Consider the following 18,141-nt stretch of genomic DNA (forward strand, 5'->3'; position numbering starts at 1 on the left):
GTAAAATGGAAATCATACTATAATTAACAATCATCTGCTCAAACTGCGGAGAAAAAAAGAAGAAACAATCTACTGATGCCTGCCAATTTTTTTATGAGTATGAAAACTGTAAGATTATATTAAAACCCCAACAAAGGCATTGTTGTGTGTATTGCAGTTATGGAAGTATAAAAGTCCGCCTATTCAACAAGATAAGTGTTGTTGAAAAAACAGGTATTTTTCTTGACTAAGATGACACTATCTTCTTTTCTTTTCATATTCGCGACCAAAGAAAAGAAGCAAAAGAAGATCGCTTTGGATTTACAATTTTCACTATTTTTTTTAACCCAATTTTTGCTTTACTTCATTGATATCATTGCTGAGTCTTTGGAACATTTGCTCCACGCTTAAAAGCGAAGCTATTTCCTGTTTACTATCATCCCTGCCAATATGAGCCACATATTCCCAAATCTCCAAAATATCAGAGAGCTTAATATCGTAGGGACTGTAAATAACATTGTCCGGTTCTACAGTAAATGAATCTGGATTTTTTTTGCTTAATCGTTTATAGGTGATTCCCTCACTAACTGTAACTAGAATATATGTTTTATCAATTCTTACTTCACCCAGGTTCTCTATGTATTTCCCAACAACAAAAGTCTTATTGTTATGTGGCGGCATAGAATCACCGTCAATGGGGAATGCCCTGAATTTGCCTGGTCCCAAGAAAGGTAGTGTAAGTTGCTGCAGGCTTTCCATAAATTCAGTATCGGCATAACCGGTAAGATAACCTGCCTGCGCTTTATGTGGTACAATTTCTATTAAGTTATTTCCCTCATGATCCACAACAATGGGCAATACAATCCTGTTATCTTCCAATTGCAGCAAATTTTCAATCGAGATTTTTCTTAAATCAATTGTCAGCAATAAATCAATGCTAATATAATAATATCGTGAAATAGCCAACAGCGTTTCAGCTGGCGGTGTGTTCTTTCCATATTCATATTTTTTATAACGGTCAACGGGTAAATTCATACCGTCAGCCACTTCCTGCTGGGATAAGTTTCGCTTGCTTCTCAGCCACTTAAGATTGTCAGAAATGTACAACATATGTTAAAGGGATTTTAAATCACTACAAATATAAGCAATATAGTGATTTAACGTCCTAATTTTGTAAAAAGATATTTCAACATAAAATATTCAGGATAACATGACACGTGCCATCGTACATATGGATTTAGACACATTTTTTGTCTCCTGCGCAAGACTGCAAAACCCTCAACTCAATGGTATTCCCCTTATTGTTGGCGGTGGCGAAAGAGGTGTTGTAGCATCATGCTCCTATGAGGCAAGGTATTTTGGCGTTCGTTCGGCAATGCCAATCAGAATGGCTTTGCAGCTTTGCCCACAGGTAAAAATTATAAAGGGAGATATGGAGTTGTTCTCCAACAAATCTCATGAAGTAACCCAGATTATTGAAGAGAATGCACCTCTAGTTGAAAAAGCAAGTATTGACGAATTCTATCTTGACATTTCAGGCATGGATAAATTCTATGGCTGTTATAAATGGACAAACGAACTCTCCCATAGCATTACTAAAGAAACAGGATTGCCCATCAGTTTTGCCTTATCAGTCAATAAAACTGTTTCTAAGATCGCCACAGGTGAAGGAAAGCCAAAAGGAAATTTAGAGATTCCGCAAAGCATGGTACAGCCTTTTCTGAACCCGCTTTCTATCCGTAAAATTCCAATGGTGGGTGAAGTCACCTTTAATCTGTTGTCCCGACTGGGTATCCGGAACATCGGAAAACTATCGGAAACTCCTGCTGAAGTATTACAGAGCCTGATAGGTAAAAATGGATTGGAACTATGGAAAAAAGCAAATGGCATTGACAATTCACCTGTTGAACCGTACAGGGAAAGGAAATCCCTTTCTACTGAACATACTTATCTTCAGGATACTATAGACATAGAACAGGTGAAATCATTGATTTTGGGAATGGTCGAAAAATTAGCGTATCAAGCACGGTGTGAAGGCTGGCTGGTATCAACGCTGTCCGTAAAAATACGGTATGCTAATTTTGATACTGAAAATCAGCAAAGAAGAATAGCCTATACTTCGTGCGATCATATTTTAACAAAGACGGCATTGGAGTTATTCCATAAACTGTACAATCGTCGGATGAGAATCAGGCTCGTTGGAATAACATTCACCGGTTTGGTGCGGGGAACCTACCAGATTAATATGTTTGAGGATACTGAAGAGATGATGGCATTATACCAGACGATGGATAAAATCAAAAACCGGTTTGGCTTTGATGCTGTTACCAGATGCGGGGGAAGAACTCTTAAATCAAAAGCAGGAAACATCATTTCGAATCCATGAGCCCAATTTATTAACCCTAAAAATACTGAATAATGTACCTGAACTGTCATTCTTTCCATTCACTCCGTTACGGGACTATTCCATTACAGGAACTGGTAGAACAGGCTGCGCAGTTTGGTGTGACAGAAATGGCATTGACAGATATTAATACAGTAACAGGAATTTATGATTTTATAAAGGCGTGTGAAGTGTTTAATATAAAACCTTTGGTTGGGATTGATTTTCGTAATAGCTGTAAACAATTGTATGTAGGTTTGGCAAAAAACAGTGACGGAATAGCAGAGATGAACCGATTACTGACCAGACATAATTTTGAGGATAAGATGCTTCCCAATCAGGCACCTGATTTTGAAAATACCTTTATCATTTATCCTTTTGATAATGTTCCTAAACAACTACAGGAAAATGAATATATCGGTATAACTGCGGAACAACTGTCTAAACTATACAATCCTACGTGGAAAAACAGGATTAATAAAATGGTGGTACTACAAAGCATTACCTATAGAACCAAAGAGGAATTTAATTTGCATAAGATACTCAGGGCAATCGATTTGAATATTATTGGTACCAAATTAACGGAGGCCAATCATTGCAAAATTTCTGAAGTTATGCTACCGGTAGAAAACCTTGTTTCTAAATTCAGGGACTATCCGGTTATTGTTGAAAACACCAAAAAAATAATAGCTCAATGTAATTTTCAATACGATTTCAGTACCCCAAAAAATAAAAAGCATTATACCGCAAACAAACAGGATGATATAAAATTACTGACCAGATTGGCTCATGAAGGCATGATCCGCCGTTATGGACATAATCATGAGGAAGCGATAAAAAGGGTAGAGAAGGAACTCAAGGTAATTGATGAACTAGAATTCAGCGGTTACTTTCTCATTACCTGGGATATTGTCCAGTATAGTATCAGTCAGGGTTTCCTTCATATAGGTCGTGGAAGCGGTGCCAATAGCATTATAGCTTACTGTCTGAACATCACCGATATCTGCCCATTGGAACTCGACTTATATTTTGAGCGTTTTTTAAACCTCAACCGTAAAACGCCGCCCGATTTTGATATTGATTGGTCGTGGCGGGAACGTGACATCATTTTGCAATACATATTCGATAAATACGGAGCCGACCATGTGGCTTTTTGCGGTACAAACGTAGAGTTCAAGTACCGTTCTATTTTTCGTGAAGTGGGCAAAGTCTTTGGTTTACCAAAGGAGGAACTAGATGAATTGGCAAAGAACCCAATGAAACAGCACCAAAAAAACAAAGTGGTCAAAATGGTGCAGCGTTACGGTATCATGCTTGAAAAATACCCAAACCAGCGCAGCATGCATTCCTGTGGCATTATCATTTCGGAAAAGCCAATTACCAATTATTCCGCTTTGGAAATGCCTCCAAAAGGATTTCCAATTGTACAGTTTGATATGCATGTAGCAGAAGAAATCGGTTTTGACAAGTTCGATATTTTAAGCCAGCGGGGTATTGGACATATTGACGATGCCGTAAAGCTGATCAGAAAAAACTGGAATCTCGAAGTCAATATCCGGGACACGTCAATCTCTAAAGATGAGGTAAAATGCAATGAATTTCTAAGTCGGGGCAAAACCATTGGCTGCTTTTATATTGAAAGCCCAGCGATGCGAGGTTTGCTCAGAAGGCTCAACTGTGATAATTACAAAGTACTGGTGGCGGCATCCTCCATTATCCGTCCGGGTGTGGCACAATCGGGAATGATGAAAGAATATATTTTCAGACATAATCATCCTGATCGTTTTGAATATTTCCATGAAGTCTTCAGAAAACAGTTAGGCGAAACTTATGGCATTATGGTATATCAGGAAGACGTGATTAAAATTGCACTGCATTATGGAGGATTGCCTGCTGCCGATGGTGATATCCTCAGACGTGCCATGAGTGGCAAGGGACGTTCCAAAGAAGCCCTGCAAAAGGTAAAAGACAATTTTTTTGCCTCCTGTAAAAAGCAGGGACATCCATTACAATTAAGTCAGGAAATCTACAGGCAGATCGAATCATTTGCTGGATATTCCTTTTGCAAGGCACACTCGGCATCCTACGCAGTGGAAAGTTACCAGAGCCTCTATTTGAAAGTCCATTACCCTATTGAATTTATGACTGCGGTAATCAACAATTTCGGAGGTTTTTATCGTACCGAAGTCTATGTGCATGAGGCAAGGATGTCTGGGGCGAAGATTCATAATCCATGTATCAATAAAAGCGATGTTCAGACCAATGTATATGGAAGGAATATTTATCTGGGATTTCAGCATTTGAAAAGCCTGCAATTTCATACTGCAGAATTGATTGTAAGCGAACGAGATGAGAATGGTCCCTATCGGTCACTGGAGGATTTTATCAATCGAGTTCCTATTGGAATTGAAAGTATACAGACCCTGATTTTTATAGGTGCATTTCGTTTTACAGGAAAAACAAAAAATCAGTTGCTTATCATCGCACGCCTGATTCTGATCAATTTCAAACCTGAGAACGGTAACCTAAAGCTGCTGCAGGAGCCTGTTAAAGAGTATATATTGCCAGTACTAGAACGTTCGGTATTTGAAGATGCTTTTGATGAAATTGAACTGCTGGACTTCCCGGTTTCAGTTACACCGTTTAATTTATTACAGACTTCTTTCCGAGGGGATGTCATGGCAAAGGATTTGGTAAGCCATCATAAAAAAACAGTCAGGATGCTTGCGTATCTGATTTCAAGGAAACACGTTCCCACAAAACGGGGGGACATGTATTTTGGGACTTGGATAGATGCACAGGGGGAATTCTTTGATACTGCTCATTTTGCTGATTCCTTGCAGGAGTACCCTTTTAAAGGAGGTGGATGTTATCTTTTATTGGGTCAGGTTGAGGTAGATTATCATTTTCCTACCATTACTATTTCCAAAATGGCAAAGATGCCCTTTATTGCCGATTCCCGTTATGCCGCTACAGATGAGAAAAGATTTCAGACACAACAGAAGATTCGTGAAGATGTCAGTATGACCCATCGGGCACCTTATCCACAGGAACATGAATACCATATGCCACGACATAGAATGACTCAATAAACGAAGTAAAGAATATGAAAAAACAACTAAAATGATGACACTCTTTAATGACACCGAAATTTTCACATGCAGAACAGGTGGTAAAAAAATATTTGACGTACCTGATGCTGATTTACTATTGATTGACAATTTTTTTACTAAGGAAGAATCTGATCAGTATTATAATATTTTACTTCATGAAACCAAATGGCAAGAGTATGAAATGCCGATGTATGACAAAGTAGTTACAGCTCCCAGAATGGTCTCATGGTATGGCAATACGAATCGAAGTTCCCGAAAACCCAACCTCAACTGGCCTACGGAATTGCTGGTCATAAGGGAAAGGGTAGAAAATGAGACTCAGATGAATTTCAATGCCGTATTACTTAATCTGTATAGAAATGGGAATGACGGAGTATCGTGGCATAGTGATAAAACCGACAGCAGCAATAAAAATATGAATATAGCCTCAGTAACATTTGGAGAAACACGTTTATTTCGCTTGCGTCATAAATTTTTGAAACATATTCCGCAGATAGAAATCCCTTTGCATCATGGGACTTTCTTGTTAATGGCAGGCAATACCAACACGTATTGGGAGCATCAGGTACCTAAAACGGCTAGGGATGTATTGCCAAGGATCAATTTAACTTTTCGTCAGGTCAGTCTCAAGCAATAGCGATTTTATTATTTTATTACAAGTCAAAAAGCTGGTTTTAATTTATTATATTTGAAAGAGATGGGATATGAAAAACAGGATTTATCATAACGATCTACCTAAAAATAGATGTATTATGACAAACCAGTTCCTGCAAGCCTATGTGAGACCCTACAATAATAGAATATGATACCAGAAGCAGCATGGGACTTAATCCCTGAAAAAATAGAAGCTCCAGATTGGGCTATACGAATTGCCGAGAAATCAAACTTGGAAGGAAGACAGTTAAGAGCATATTTATTTGCAACAGAACTCATTTCAGATTTCTTAGACAGATTTGAAGATAAGCACTACCTTATTACACATTATTTTGAAAGATTTAGAGTAGTTGATATTTCAGCAGGTTTTATACCTAACTATTCAAAGAGAAGAAAACAAGAAATAGATTTTTCAAAATATGAAGATTATGCTTTTGGGCTTATTATCGGTGTTGATGCCGACTACTATGATGAAACCAGCTATCCTTTTGGCGAATTTGGAAGTAGAGGGCCGATAGATAAACGAAATCCATTTATTTTAGAACGTAGAATAATTGAGTATCACAATAAACCTGATATAACTTCACCTTCTATGGCAGTAAGCAGTTGTTTTGTAAAACCCAAAAGAGGGAAAACATTTTATTATAATAATCCTTGGAATTCAGGGCTTCTTTCGGTAAGACATGCTTTCGGACCCAATTTTCAGATAGGAACAAATGTTATTTTATCTGACGGTACACAAAGTTCTGTTGTTGAGATTGACCAATATTCGTCAAATATTGATGCAGCAATAATTGATTACCAAAACTTACCAAACAACTTAACTCCAATTAGTTTGGCAAGTCCTGTTGCACCAGGAGACAATATAACTGTAAAGACTTCATCTTCGTCATTTAATGCAACTGTCTTACGAATATTCGAACATCCATCTTCTTATAGCTCTTTATTTGGACATAGGATCTTCATTGACAATACAGGCGTTGCAGGAGACAGTGGTTCTTTAGCGATTAAACGAAATGGAACTAGTGATGAAGCAGTAGGATTATATATTGGTTGCCTGAAAATTAATCCAGATGAAGGAATTATCCAATCAATGAGACAAATAGAAAGTGCATTTGAGTTAGAAATTTTCAATTAACAATATGAGCAAGATTAAAATTATCACTAATTCTACTACTCAATTGGTAACCCCAAATAGAGGTGGTGGAGAAGAACAAAGTTTGACAAACAATGCGATTAAAAAAGTTGGACAAGCAATTGAAGTTAGTGCTGAAACTATTGAAGAGCAAATTTTAGGTATTCTACAAGTGTTCAACTCAACTTTTGACAAAATTGAAACATCTGCAAGCAAATACAAAATTGACGAGTTTTCATTGAGTTTAGCGATTTCAGCTGAAGGAAATATTGGACTTGTTTCAGCAGGTGCAGAGGCTACTATTGAAGTGAAATTTAAGAAAACAACCTAACAACCGAGCAGGTAACATGTGTTTGGCTCAATGGCGGGTGATGTGGTTAATTGAACATTCTACCTCGTATCAACTTTTGTGGTGTATTGACAATTTTGTGCTCCGAAATCTGCCACCCAAAACGTTAGTGGTAATTTTACAACTCTCTACTAAAAAATAACTAATGGAAGATTATAGCGATTTTGACAGACTGACTTTGACAATATTTGACAATAAAATATCTTCATTCTTTGATAAATCTAATGATTTGCCTTTAAAATCTTTTCATAAGAGATTAACAAAGAAAAATGTTTCAAAAATCTATGTTATAAAACACGAAAGTGACTTTTTATACGTCGGAACAACAACTCAATCTTTATCATCGAGATTTAGATATGGATTGAAAGCTGATGGAAAAAATGGCTATCATGGGTATAAATGGAAAGGGAAAGAAAGTGTTGATTTATATGCATGGTGTTTTGAAACGCTAAGTAAAATTGAGATAGAAAATATTGAAGCAGAATTATCTCTTCTTATTAGAATAAAAACAGGGAAATGGCCTCAAAAACAAAACGAAATTCATTTTAATAATGAGTTCCATAATGGAAAAGGGATAGCTGAAAAAATGTTTGAGCATATTAATTAAAAACCGCCATCAACAGCTATTTTGAACAATAACTGGTTTTATTTTTCTTAGCCGGAAATTACTCAAATGGAAATTTACATATCTTTACATCTAAGCTTTAAACTGCTGCTAGTGTATAAGATTCAGATTATCAAGAATTAGTGGATAGAGAACCTAGTCCAATTGAGGAAATAAATATTGAACTTTTATAAAAGTATAAATAAACGATTATGAAAAGAATAGTATTTTTTGTAATTATTGGTTTAGCATCAATTACGGCTTTTGCTCAGAATACTGATGGAGCACCTATGCAAAATATTTCGACAGACAGTAATCTTGTGTACCGCCTTTTTTCTACACGAAATATGTATACATTTATCAAATTGGATACAAGAAACGGACAAATGTGGCAAGTTCAATGGAGCACAGAAAGCAAATCTAGGTTTGAGACTATTCTATCTGATATCTCTCTAGTAAATAAAGATGAAGAGAAGAATGGTAGATTCTTTCTTTATCCAACAACAAACATATATAATTTCATTCTGCTCGACCAAATAGACGGTAGAACGTGGCAGGTACAATGGGGAAAAGAAGAGAATAGAGCAGTAATCCGAATATATTAAAGAAATTTTGTTAGAATTGATGACGAAGATTTTAAGATATGTCAAACTGTTTCATAGCTGGTAAAGTGTTCAACACTTAATTACTCCTGTTGAACTATTTTTTACAAATGGAGTACTCCTAAAACAAATCATAAAAATTGACCTGCTATATTTTAGCAGGTCAATTCACTTTATAATAATTATTAATAAATTTATCTATTTATACTGTTTAACTGAAAGTTTACCTGTCTCTCATTGCCAAAAGTATCAGAAACCCAAACAGTGAAAGACTGTGTCACAAAGGACTGTGATGTATAATACAAACGGAATTGCTCTGCTGGTATAGAATATAAATTATTGGGAACAAAAGCATGCTGTTGGCCGAATCTTAGCAGACCTAGACCATCATATTGAAAATAACGGATAAAATACTGGGTACCGCTATATTTATCAGTTCTTTGAATTGCAAGTCTTATTTCAACAGTATCACCATTTGCAATTGCCTGTGGTATTGGCATTACACTAACTTCAAATGGAAAATCTTTCTGGATTTTCAAATCCTCTTTCTCACAGGAAGAAAAGAGACTTGCGCTTAGCATTACGGCAAAAAATAGCCATAGATATTTAAAATGTACTGTATAACCGAAGTTTTTGTAATTGAATATTGATTTCATAATGATTGTTTTAAAAATTATATCGTAAACCCACACCTGTTGAGGATCGAAGTTGCTCCAATGATGTTCCCCAGAATACTTTTGTCCTTGCCTGAAATAGCAATACAAAATGTTCTGATAAATAAGTTTCCAAAGACAGTTTTCCTCCCGCACCATAGATAAAGTTTTCTTCATTTAGAATCTTTGCACCATCATAGAGGACGTCATTTCCACGATTTATGGTTTCGTAACCAATGAGCCCTGTGATGGCTGCATTTAGGGAAATATTTTTTCGTATATCTCCGAACAGATAAAAACTGTAACCACCTTCTATACTGTATGTTTCCTGTGGTATTCTCAGCTCTTTGTATGTTGAATATTGATGGGTATATTCCAATGCCCATAATCGGTAATTACCGTTTCTGCCATTTATGGTCAGCCCTATGTTGAGGTAATAATTCCTGTCGGAATCGTAACGGGATAGGGTTCCGGCATTAATTTCCAGTCCTTTTTGTTTGGGCAGCATTCGCTGTGCTTGCACCATGATGCTGCTTATTACTATAAACAGCACCGTTAATAGATACTTTTTCATGTATTGTTTTTTTATTGAGGTTACTATATTTTCAAGTGCATATCCTTAATTAGTCTGGCTCTTATCAAATCCGAATTTTCCACCTGAAGTGTCTGATGCCTGCCACCGTTCTTCTCGAATATCTCAATCTGCAGTACCTTATCATCGGAAATGGTAAACTGATTCAGCAGAAACACATTTTGTTCGACTGTTTTTCCAGCAATCTCATCTAGCGGCTTGTAAGTACGGAGTGGTATCATTGGTCTTTCCTGTACTACAGTACGTCTGGCTAACTTTTTATCGACTACCTTGAAATTGATAAAATCAATTTGGTAAGGTACATTGGTGTAGTTGATGATTTCCGTGTGGAAATAGTACTTCCCATTGTGGATATAAATGCCTTTTAGGGTAAACTGTATACCGAAACTTTTAGCTCCGATATGCTTTATAATATGCTTATCCCTTTTGTAAATGGTTTCCAATATTAAGCCTGCCAATGAGGGTGAGTTGTTTCCGAGTTCCTCAAAAAGCACATCGTTTCCGCTTGTCTTGTCCACAGCTTTTTGCATCGACTGCAGATCATAACTCAGCGTCTGTGGACAGGAATTGTAACACACATTGAAATTGTAAAAACGCCCGTCGTTGGTAATCACGGAAAAATTAGTTTCTGGTTCAAATTCTCTTACCGATGCTTTTATACGAAGCACATTTTCTGCTTCCTCAGCCTTTGAGGCAATCAAGTAATCACTTCCAAGATCTACATAACGGATTGCGGTTGGGAAAATCAGATGGGAAGTCTTATCGTAAGTGACTTCCATTTGATAGGGTGCGATCTCGCCCAAAGCAAGCGGCGACTTTACAATGTCCTGCGCAACGCATGGTACGACAGAGCCAATCATCAAGGCATAAGCCCAAAAGGTTTTAAAAAGGTTTTTCATTATTTAATTGATTTTAAGTTTATTATTATTTTTTAGACACCAGAAACAGTTGATGTCCTGCCTTTAAGGTAACTTTGGGTGTCCTTACTTTTTTAGAGAAATAACCCGAAATTCCCTGAACTACTCCTTTGCCCATTTCTGCGGCTATTTGCTGTCCCGCCGACTGGGTCAGCATTAAGCTTGTTCCTGATTGTTGACTCATATGACCGGCCATTTCACTAAGGGCATTCATTTCGGGTGAATAGGGCACCGACAAACCTTGTTGACCATCAAGGTCATAAATGGTGATATCAACAGGTATAATATTGCCGTCCAGTTCTATGGAAGAAATCTTTAATTGAAGTCGTCCCGCCTGAATCTTACTATTAGCAGTTAGAATTGTGCCCTTAGCAATTATACGGTTAGGTGTTTTAGCAGGCTCCAATAGACGCAGCTTTACCATGCTTTCGCCGATAATGGTTTGTGTTTCCTGTACACAGGCTTTAATACTGTTCTTTGGCTGTATCACTTGCTGCGCCGAATCTGCAGTATAAAACCTGCGGTTTCTCTTTGTGCTCCAGTCTGCCAAAAAGATACTATCGCTGGGTTCACGGTACAGGGATGATACAGTACTTTTTCTTGCCGGGGTGAATGCAGCAAAATATTCCTTCTGTGTAGCTGAAGCACTAATAGCACTAGTACTGTTGCTGTTTGAGCCCTGATTGGTATTAGCTGTTGAAGGAAGATACTTGGCAGCCATCTGATAGGATTTCTCCATGAGTGCCAGTTGGTCTGCTGCGGTTACACTGGCAGGTACTTCCTTTTCAGCCAGCTTTTCCTTTAGCTCGTCCACTTGTTTACGGAGCTCCTGTGTTTGGTCATTATTGTCCTGATAGAAAGAACTCAGTGTGCTTTGTGCATTGCGATAGCTGTTCAGTGCCGGATTGCCAGTTTTTCCAGTACCACCTCTAGTTCCACTTCCTGGGCCTTCTTCATCAGCCAGCGCTTCTGTTGTATCATCGGATGAAGTGTCTTCATTCCAATAGTCGGACAGTGTAGTAAGAGCTTTGCGTTTTTCCTGCTCTTTCTGTTCCAGCATGTCCTGTTCGTAGGCCTTTTGTTTGTCCGCCTGCATTCCTGCATCGCTCGCCTCTGGAACGGCATCGTTCAATCCGATGTCTTCGATTTCCTTTTTCTCTGAAGACGGCTTAAATATCAGGTACATACAGCCAAAAAACACTATGCCCATTAAAACGAATATCAGTGGCTTTTTAAGCCTTTCCCTATTGCTCTTTTTATCATCGGACAGATGATTGGAAGCTTTGTTTTGCCCGCCTTCGTCAACAAGAATGCTGACCTTTTTTTCATTTTCCTTCATAAATTTCATTTTTTAGGATTATTGATAATGTGTCCTGTAACTTCACAGGACTTTCTTTGTTTTTCAGCACAGGGTTCTCGATATGCTTTATAACCATCTTGTTCTCAGATTTTGCTGTATCGTACCATACTTTACAAATTACCCCTACCGTCAGTAGCACATACCCTGAAAAAAAATACAGGGTATATCGGTGCTGTCTGTGTAAAGGCAAAGCCCTCCAATGTTCATCTTGCTTGTCAAACCACTTGTCCATATTTACTCTTAATTTTTTCATACTTTAATGATTATAGATTATCACATTCTAAATCCTCTTTTTCGGGGAGCAATCTCTTCTGTAGGTTTTTCAGATACTTGAGCAATAGCTTCCTTTATTGTCGGAACCGAACTTGCAGTAAGATTTGCCAGTTTAGATTGCTTCAATAATTGCCCGTAACGGTCTGTTCTTGTTATATACATTTCTGTTTCCTCTAAATTGAATTTCCCATTCTCATATCTTACCCACATATTACACTGAACCTTTGGCTTGTCTTCACCATTCCATTCGAGGTAGGTAGATAAATGCAGATGATTTGCTAATAGTGGAGCATCATTACCATTTTTCCAGGCTTCCAAAAATCCATTAATGCTATCCTTTAGTTTGCCCGCACAACAGCTCTCTGTATGGAAATATCCATCATATCCCTTATCTGTTAGGTTTTTTGCAAATGTGTCTAAATCAAGTAACTGTTTCATATCCTTTAATTTCTAGCGTTCAATGACTTCAATGTCCTTGTTCTCAACCACAGCGAATTTTTCAATATTGAAACCTTGTGGGTTATTGTCCGAACGAACGGAGTTTACCAGAAAGCAAGACGTAACCAGATTACGTCTTGTTACGTTGCTGGAACGGATGATGAACTGTTTAGCATAGGTGCGTACAGCATAGGGATAGATATCGAAGTTGCAGACCACACTATCTATTTCAATACGCTGTTGCACATTGCCCGATATGATGCGGTTGAAATACCCTTTTTCCGAAAGGTCCTTGTAATAATCGAAGGCGCTTTTATCGGCTAGATTGAATGCGCGCTTCATATTATTTTCAATGGCGTTCTTATCGGGAGCGAGCGTAAAGAACAGTTCGTGGAAACGTCTTACGTGTTCACGAGCTTCTACAGGACGGTTGATGGAGGCATCCTGTGCGAGTGCCAGCATCAATGATTTGCCATTGTCCAGGACATAGATTTTCTGCCTTTGCTGTTCCGCAAAGCGGTAGGAATGCCATACGGCATATCCTGTGACCGCTGTGCAGAGTACAGCAAACACAATAGCATACAATCTGATTTGCCTGAAACTGTTTTCTATATTTCTTAGCGTTTTAAATTCCATTTTTTACTGATTAATCATTTTACATTATTTGAGCAGTTGACCACCGATATTTCCTGTCGCCGAACCAGCTCCAGCTCCGGCAATATTTCCTGCTTTCATTGCCGTTTGGTTTACATTACGGGTGAAATTCCCTGCGCCACCGGCTTGGATAATCCAGCCTGTTACCGTTGGAATGGTAAAGTATCCTATGATACCGATAATCATAAAAATGATATACACAGTGTTCGAGGTATCTGGAATAAAAGTCGGATCGGATAGCATTTCGATATCCCTTTCTAATATCAAGGACTGTATTCTTGCCAACATGGAACTGAACAAATCTGAAACAGGAAGCCAGAGGTAGATGCTGATGTACCTTGTGAACCACTGATTGAGTGTGGATTGAAAGCCATCCCATACCGAAATCGCAAAGGCTATTGGTCCGAGTATGGACAGTACAATGAGAAAGAATGTTCGAATGGTATCAATGACCAGTGCCGCCGCCTGAAAGAGTATTTCCAACAAATTGCGAAACCAGTCCTTCATTGCTTTCTCTATCTTATATTCCTGCCTGTCCATATACAGTCCTGCCATTGTTCCAATATCAGCTGGTGACCAACCCAATTCCTCCAATTTCTTATCGAACTCCTCGTCGGATGCCATATAGGCGGTTTCGGGATTTCTTACCATAGCTTCGTAATCGAGCTGGTCTTTCTGAGCTTGCAATTTGTTCAGGTCAAGCACCTGGTCTTCGAGTATGGCATGAGTTCCCGTTACTATAGGACTTAGCACCGCATTGACCGTTCCTAGGACAATCGTGGGGAAGAACATAATACATAACCCCAAAGCAAATGGACGCAGCAAAGGATACATGTCAATAGGCTCGGCACGGCTGAGTGCCTGCCAAACCTTTAATGCGACATAAAATAAAGCGCCAAGTCCCGCCAAACCTTTAGCCACTGCAGCCATGTCACCAGCAAGAGGTAGCATGTCATCATAAAGCGAACGCAGGACTTCGTGAAGATTATTCCATTCCATAGCCTACCAGTATTTTTGGTTAGACGTCCCATAGAGGTCAAGGACTCTCTTGGCATCATTTTTCTTTTTCGCTCTGAGATAGCTGACCGAGATATTTTTAGTGGTATAATAGCGAACAAGACTATGATAATCTTTAACCTCTTTATACACGCGGTCTATAATCTCCATACGTTCTTTGTCATTCAGAGAAAGGTTAGTAGCGCTTACTATCTGCTTCAATTCTTTCAGCAGCTCCGTACTCTCACCCAGCAATGCTGAATAACCATTGGCAATAGCCGCCAATTCTTGTGGAGAGAAGTTAGGATCGTTCATCATCTTACCGAAATTGGTAACATACATTTGCGAAACGTCGCCAACAAGTAGTACGGTCTGCTGCACTTTACGCGCATCTTTTATAAGATTGTTTACGGCTTTGAGTTTGTCGTAGTATTCCTTTCCTTGTTTATATACCTTTTCCACTTCCTTGAAATTTTTAATAACATTGGATACCGTTGATGAAGTTTGTATAATTTCATTGGCACTATTGAGAATGCCTGAAGCCAGATTTGCTGGATCGGTAACTACAAATTGAGCTTTCGCTGAGGGTGCAGTGGCAAGCGTGAGTGCCGTACACACCAAATACATAATCTTTTTCATTGTTTCTAAAATTTTAATTGTTAATTATTACTGATTTACCTTGTCCCGCCTTTGCATAGCGATGTGCTTGATGGCGAGTTCTACATTGCCGTCTAATTCCGATGCGAGTTGCATCACTTCCATTTTTTCTGTTTCTTCGGTGGTGTATGCGAGATATTCCTCTAAACTAACTTCTGTGGCATATACTGCGGAATGCGTACCTCCAAGTCCAATCCATACTTCCTTGTAAAGCCTTGAAGGATCGTTGTTCATGTTGATGGAAAGTACTTGTGCCTTTTCTTTGTCAGTCAGGCCGAGCATTGCTTGTATGTCATCGAACTTATTCATGTACTTGCGCTGATCGAGAAGGATTTTACAATCGGAGTTGTTGATGATACTTTCTTTTACAATAGGCGACTGGATGATATCATCCACTTCCTGTGTTACTACAATTGCTTCTCCAAAGAATTTGCGGACAGTCTTAAGTAGGCTAAGCATCCAGCGCCTTGACGTATTACTACGCTAGGTTTCCAAACACTCGCCCCCGAACCGGACTTACACGTCTCCGCGTATCCGGCTCTCCACTAATTTTATCAATCTAATGTTCCGTTATGGATTTTCTGATGACAACTATGGCATACCGCTACGGTTTTTCTTCTTCTCGCAATCATGTGTCTTTCCCAACTCTTTTTACCTTCAAGGTTTTTGAGTTTTCGTACATGATGCATCACAAGCTTTTCCGTAGCTCCACATATTTCGCATTTCTCAGCTTTGAGCCTGTCTATAAGGCTTGTCCTACCTGCATCAAAGATGGGATAGGGCATAATATCAAAGCCTGCATCTGTCATCGGGTTTTTTCTTTTGAACCCCAAGTCGTAAAAGTATCGTTCCTTCACTGCTCCAGATTTAGTGGTGAACCTTACTGTGAACTTTCCATTCGTACGATACTTGGTATTTATCTTTCTCGTTGAACTTTTATATTTCCCAGCAAAGGTTTTATACATACTGTATTCCATAATAAATCTGAAGTTGTGTAGTTCAGAACAGTTATTAGCAATAGCGTAGTAATTGTAGAAACCTCTTATTTCCCGATTGTATCGGTCGAGGATTTCAAGGTCGTCATTGAATATAAGTCCAGATCTGCATTTCGGTTTCCAAATTTCCTTCCCATTTTGGTATCGGAATTCCAATACTCCATAGTCCCGTAATTTGTTCCTCATTATTTCTGTACTCACTTTGAGATAAACCCGTTTTCCATAGGTTCTTCTTAAACGACCTGCTATATCCCGTCTCTGTGCATTGGATTTTCTGACAAAGATTTCGTAGCCGAGAAAGTGTGCTGAATCTTCCGTATGGGTAATGAGCGTTTTCTCATCCGACAGTTCAAGTTTGAGCTTTTGGTCAAGAAAATTTTTAATATCTTCCTTAACATCTTTTGCGTCTTGCTTACTGCCAATTATCCCGATTAGGAAATCATCTGCATATCTGACATATTTCAATCTTTTGTAATCTGTGTCCATTTCATCACAGCTAGGGAACATTGCACGTTCCTTATCTTCTGCCTTAATCCTTTGGATTAAAATTGTTCTTTCACTTTCGTCTTCTACCGACTTTAGTTTTCTCACAGTTTTCTTTCTTGCATTTTCAAAGTCCATACGGGCTCTACTTGGTCTGCGTTTTTCCCCTTTATCGAAGTTTTTGATATACTCTTTCATGTATTTGTCTAATCTGTCGAGGTATATGTTTGCCAGTATCGGGCTGACAACACCTCCCTGCGGAGTTCCGCTGTACGTTTTATGAAATTTCCAATCTTCGATATACCCTGCATTCAGAAATTTTCTGATAAGCCTTATGAATCTGTCGTCGGAGATACGTTCTTCTAAAATATTTATCAGTATATCATGACTGATATTATCAAAGAATCCTTTTATATCTCCTTCAACGAACCATTTAGCTCCGCTGAATGACTTTTGAGTTTGAGCCAGTGCGGTATGACAGCTACGATTGGGACGAAAGCCATGCGAGGTATATTCAAAATACCCTTCATAGATAGCTTCCAAAATCATCCTTGTTACTTCCTGCACCAGCTTGTCATCGAAAGCAGGTATGCCAAGAGGTCTCACTTTACCGTTTTTTTTCGGTATGTAAATTCTCTTAGATGGCTGGGGCTGATAGCTTTCATTTTTCAATGAAGCTATCAGTTTCTCAATGCGAGAAAGACTCATATTGTCTATAGTTTGACCATCTGAACCCTCTGTCATATTACCTTCTTTTGCATAAATACGCTGATAGGCAACATAGAACATCTCTTCATTGAACAGAATTCTGTAAAGTCTTTCAAACCTGTAGCTTGTAATCTTACTGTGTTCCATTAGACTGTTTAATACTCTTTCTGGATTTCTCATAATGTCTCTCACATTTTCCGTTAGTTGTATTAATAAAAATTAGCTGCTTCCCTTCGCCATGTACAAGGCTTTCCCTTGCTCGGACTACTACGGAAGCTCCGTTACCATGTCGGATATTCAGAAGGCTAGACTCTCATAGCCTTTCGGCGTTCCGATTTAGGTAATCCCCGTTTACGGCTTAATAACTATTGGCATGATGGATTGTCGGATACAACTTCCGTCCTTTGTACGCTTACTGCGACTGCGCTGTAATAAGTTCTTGCTTTCTTCATACCTATTCACTGAAGAAGTATTACAGTATGGCGATTGACAGCTATCTTACACCATAGTTTCAAGTGGAACCGCTCGGACTATTATTCAATCAATTCGGATTTTATCCTCATATCCATCTTTTCATCTCGCCATTCAGTAGCAGT

Annotated in this window: 19 protein-coding genes and 1 pseudogene; 8 read left to right on the forward strand and 12 right to left on the reverse strand. The window is 38.5% G+C overall.

Annotation, left to right across the window (positions count from 1 at the left end; translation table 11 throughout):
- Positions 1 to 32: 32 nt before the first annotated feature.
- Positions 33 to 230, forward strand: a complete 198-nt coding sequence (locus OZP08_RS08295) for a GDCCVxC domain-containing (seleno)protein (RefSeq protein WP_432419637.1) — start codon at positions 33 to 35, stop codon at positions 228 to 230.
- A 91-nt stretch (positions 231 to 321) separates the two neighbouring features.
- Here OZP08_RS08295 and OZP08_RS08300 read toward each other — a convergent pair whose 3' ends face one another.
- Entirely contained in the window at positions 322 to 1,089 is a 768-nt protein-coding gene (locus tag OZP08_RS08300; RefSeq protein WP_281323456.1) for an XRE family transcriptional regulator, read from the reverse strand.
- Between the two features lie 100 nt (positions 1,090 to 1,189).
- On the opposite strand from OZP08_RS08300, the gene dinB reads away from it, so the two are divergent.
- The 7 genes from dinB (at position 1,190) to OZP08_RS08335 (ending at position 8,822) form a co-directional block, all read left to right on the forward strand.
- A complete protein-coding gene (gene dinB / locus OZP08_RS08305) occupies positions 1,190 to 2,365 on the forward strand; it encodes a DNA polymerase IV (RefSeq protein WP_281323457.1) in 1,176 nt (391 codons plus the stop codon).
- Positions 2,366 to 2,397: 32 nt separating this feature from the next.
- Complete coding sequence (locus OZP08_RS08310; RefSeq protein ID WP_281323458.1) at positions 2,398 to 5,454, forward strand: DNA polymerase III subunit alpha; 3,057 nt, start codon at positions 2,398 to 2,400, stop codon at positions 5,452 to 5,454.
- A 31-nt stretch (positions 5,455 to 5,485) separates the two neighbouring features.
- Positions 5,486 to 6,112 (forward strand): alpha-ketoglutarate-dependent dioxygenase AlkB family protein, encoded by a 627-nt coding sequence (locus OZP08_RS08315; RefSeq protein ID WP_349293469.1) that lies wholly within the window; start codon positions 5,486 to 5,488, stop codon positions 6,110 to 6,112.
- 165 nt (positions 6,113 to 6,277) lie between these two features.
- Positions 6,278 to 7,267: a hypothetical protein gene (locus OZP08_RS08320; RefSeq protein ID WP_268849162.1), complete on the forward strand. Its 990-nt coding sequence runs from the start codon at positions 6,278 to 6,280 to the stop codon at positions 7,265 to 7,267.
- A gap of 4 nt (positions 7,268 to 7,271) precedes the next feature.
- Positions 7,272 to 7,595 carry a Pepco domain-containing protein gene (locus OZP08_RS08325; RefSeq protein ID WP_268849163.1) on the forward strand — a complete coding sequence of 108 codons (324 nt, stop codon included), beginning with the start codon at positions 7,272 to 7,274 and terminating at the stop codon, positions 7,593 to 7,595.
- A 163-nt stretch (positions 7,596 to 7,758) separates the two neighbouring features.
- On the forward strand, positions 7,759 to 8,220 hold the full coding sequence (locus OZP08_RS08330) for a hypothetical protein (protein ID WP_268849164.1): 462 nt from the start codon (positions 7,759 to 7,761) through the stop codon (positions 8,218 to 8,220).
- Between the two features lie 209 nt (positions 8,221 to 8,429).
- Positions 8,430 to 8,822 (forward strand): hypothetical protein, encoded by a 393-nt coding sequence (locus tag OZP08_RS08335; protein WP_268849165.1) that lies wholly within the window; start codon positions 8,430 to 8,432, stop codon positions 8,820 to 8,822.
- A 191-nt stretch (positions 8,823 to 9,013) separates the two neighbouring features.
- Here OZP08_RS08335 and OZP08_RS08340 read toward each other — a convergent pair whose 3' ends face one another.
- The 11 genes and pseudogenes from OZP08_RS08340 to OZP08_RS08390 all read right to left on the reverse strand — a co-directional run bounded on the left by OZP08_RS08340 (position 9,014) and on the right by OZP08_RS08390 (position 17,725).
- Positions 9,014 to 9,475 (reverse strand): TraQ conjugal transfer family protein, encoded by a 462-nt coding sequence (locus OZP08_RS08340; RefSeq protein ID WP_281323459.1) that lies wholly within the window; start codon positions 9,473 to 9,475, stop codon positions 9,014 to 9,016.
- 10 nt (positions 9,476 to 9,485) lie between these two features.
- On the reverse strand, positions 9,486 to 10,046 hold the full coding sequence (locus OZP08_RS08345) for a conjugal transfer protein TraO (RefSeq protein WP_268849167.1): 561 nt from the start codon (positions 10,044 to 10,046) through the stop codon (positions 9,486 to 9,488).
- Between the two features lie 23 nt (positions 10,047 to 10,069).
- Positions 10,070 to 10,963, reverse strand: coding sequence for a conjugative transposon protein TraN (gene traN / locus OZP08_RS08350; protein WP_268849168.1), 894 nt, complete (start codon positions 10,961 to 10,963; stop codon positions 10,070 to 10,072).
- A gap of 25 nt (positions 10,964 to 10,988) precedes the next feature.
- Entirely contained in the window at positions 10,989 to 12,320 is a 1,332-nt protein-coding gene (gene traM, locus OZP08_RS08355; protein ID WP_281323460.1) for a conjugative transposon protein TraM, read from the reverse strand.
- Entirely contained in the window at positions 12,307 to 12,573 is a 267-nt protein-coding gene (locus OZP08_RS08360) for a nitrogen regulatory IIA protein (RefSeq protein ID WP_432419632.1), read from the reverse strand. Before OZP08_RS08360 ends, traM begins: the two co-directional genes overlap by 14 nt.
- Positions 12,574 to 12,614: 41 nt before the next feature.
- A complete protein-coding gene (locus tag OZP08_RS08365; protein ID WP_268849170.1) occupies positions 12,615 to 13,052 on the reverse strand; it encodes a hypothetical protein in 438 nt (145 codons plus the stop codon).
- A gap of 12 nt (positions 13,053 to 13,064) precedes the next feature.
- Positions 13,065 to 13,688 carry a conjugative transposon protein TraK gene (gene traK / locus OZP08_RS08370; protein WP_268849171.1) on the reverse strand — a complete coding sequence of 208 codons (624 nt, stop codon included), beginning with the start codon at positions 13,686 to 13,688 and terminating at the stop codon, positions 13,065 to 13,067.
- 24 nt (positions 13,689 to 13,712) lie between these two features.
- Positions 13,713 to 14,705, reverse strand: a complete 993-nt coding sequence (gene traJ / locus OZP08_RS08375) for a conjugative transposon protein TraJ (protein ID WP_281323462.1) — start codon at positions 14,703 to 14,705, stop codon at positions 13,713 to 13,715.
- A gap of 3 nt (positions 14,706 to 14,708) precedes the next feature.
- Positions 14,709 to 15,341, reverse strand: coding sequence for a DUF4141 domain-containing protein (locus OZP08_RS08380; RefSeq protein ID WP_268849173.1), 633 nt, complete (start codon positions 15,339 to 15,341; stop codon positions 14,709 to 14,711).
- Between the two features lie 27 nt (positions 15,342 to 15,368).
- A pseudogene (locus OZP08_RS08385) lies at positions 15,369 to 15,809 on the reverse strand (TraG family conjugative transposon ATPase); the annotation flags it as partial.
- Positions 15,810 to 15,913: 104 nt separating this feature from the next.
- Positions 15,914 to 17,725, reverse strand: a complete 1,812-nt coding sequence (locus OZP08_RS08390; RefSeq protein WP_281323463.1) for a reverse transcriptase domain-containing protein — start codon at positions 17,723 to 17,725, stop codon at positions 15,914 to 15,916.
- Between the last annotated feature and the right edge of the window lie 416 nt (positions 17,726 to 18,141).

This window comes from Flavobacterium aestivum, assembly GCF_026870175.2.
GTDB classification, from domain to species: Bacteria; Bacteroidota; Bacteroidia; order Flavobacteriales; family Flavobacteriaceae; genus Flavobacterium; species Flavobacterium aestivum.

What these genes read in the sequence shown, in the direction of transcription:
- OZP08_RS08325 (WP_268849163.1), top strand. Translation starts at nt 7,272, where the DNA reads ATGAGCAAGATTAAAATTATCACTAATTCTACTACTCAATTGGTAACC.
- OZP08_RS08320 (WP_268849162.1), top strand. Translation starts at nt 6,278, where the DNA reads ATGATACCAGAAGCAGCATGGGACTTAATCCCTGAAAAAATAGAAGCT.
- OZP08_RS08315 (WP_349293469.1), top strand. Translation starts at nt 5,486, where the DNA reads ATGATGACACTCTTTAATGACACCGAAATTTTCACATGCAGAACAGGT.
- OZP08_RS08300 (WP_281323456.1), bottom strand. Translation starts at nt 1,089, where the DNA reads ATGTTGTACATTTCTGACAATCTTAAGTGGCTGAGAAGCAAGCGAAAC.
- OZP08_RS08390 (WP_281323463.1), bottom strand. Translation starts at nt 17,725, where the DNA reads ATGAGAAATCCAGAAAGAGTATTAAACAGTCTAATGGAACACAGTAAG.
- traM (WP_281323460.1), bottom strand. Translation starts at nt 12,320, where the DNA reads ATGAAGGAAAATGAAAAAAAGGTCAGCATTCTTGTTGACGAAGGCGGG.
- OZP08_RS08380 (WP_268849173.1), bottom strand. Translation starts at nt 15,341, where the DNA reads ATGAAAAAGATTATGTATTTGGTGTGTACGGCACTCACGCTTGCCACT.
- OZP08_RS08335 (WP_268849165.1), top strand. Translation starts at nt 8,430, where the DNA reads ATGAAAAGAATAGTATTTTTTGTAATTATTGGTTTAGCATCAATTACG.
- OZP08_RS08340 (WP_281323459.1), bottom strand. Translation starts at nt 9,475, where the DNA reads ATGAAATCAATATTCAATTACAAAAACTTCGGTTATACAGTACATTTT.
- traK (WP_268849171.1), bottom strand. Translation starts at nt 13,688, where the DNA reads ATGGAATTTAAAACGCTAAGAAATATAGAAAACAGTTTCAGGCAAATC.
- OZP08_RS08360 (WP_432419632.1), bottom strand. Translation starts at nt 12,573, where the DNA reads ATGGACAAGTGGTTTGACAAGCAAGATGAACATTGGAGGGCTTTGCCT.
- OZP08_RS08345 (WP_268849167.1), bottom strand. Translation starts at nt 10,046, where the DNA reads ATGAAAAAGTATCTATTAACGGTGCTGTTTATAGTAATAAGCAGCATC.
- dinB (WP_281323457.1), top strand. Translation starts at nt 1,190, where the DNA reads ATGACACGTGCCATCGTACATATGGATTTAGACACATTTTTTGTCTCC.
- traJ (WP_281323462.1), bottom strand. Translation starts at nt 14,705, where the DNA reads ATGGAATGGAATAATCTTCACGAAGTCCTGCGTTCGCTTTATGATGAC.
- OZP08_RS08310 (WP_281323458.1), top strand. Translation starts at nt 2,398, where the DNA reads ATGTACCTGAACTGTCATTCTTTCCATTCACTCCGTTACGGGACTATT.
- OZP08_RS08330 (WP_268849164.1), top strand. Translation starts at nt 7,759, where the DNA reads ATGGAAGATTATAGCGATTTTGACAGACTGACTTTGACAATATTTGAC.
- OZP08_RS08365 (WP_268849170.1), bottom strand. Translation starts at nt 13,052, where the DNA reads ATGAAACAGTTACTTGATTTAGACACATTTGCAAAAAACCTAACAGAT.
- traN (WP_268849168.1), bottom strand. Translation starts at nt 10,963, where the DNA reads ATGAAAAACCTTTTTAAAACCTTTTGGGCTTATGCCTTGATGATTGGC.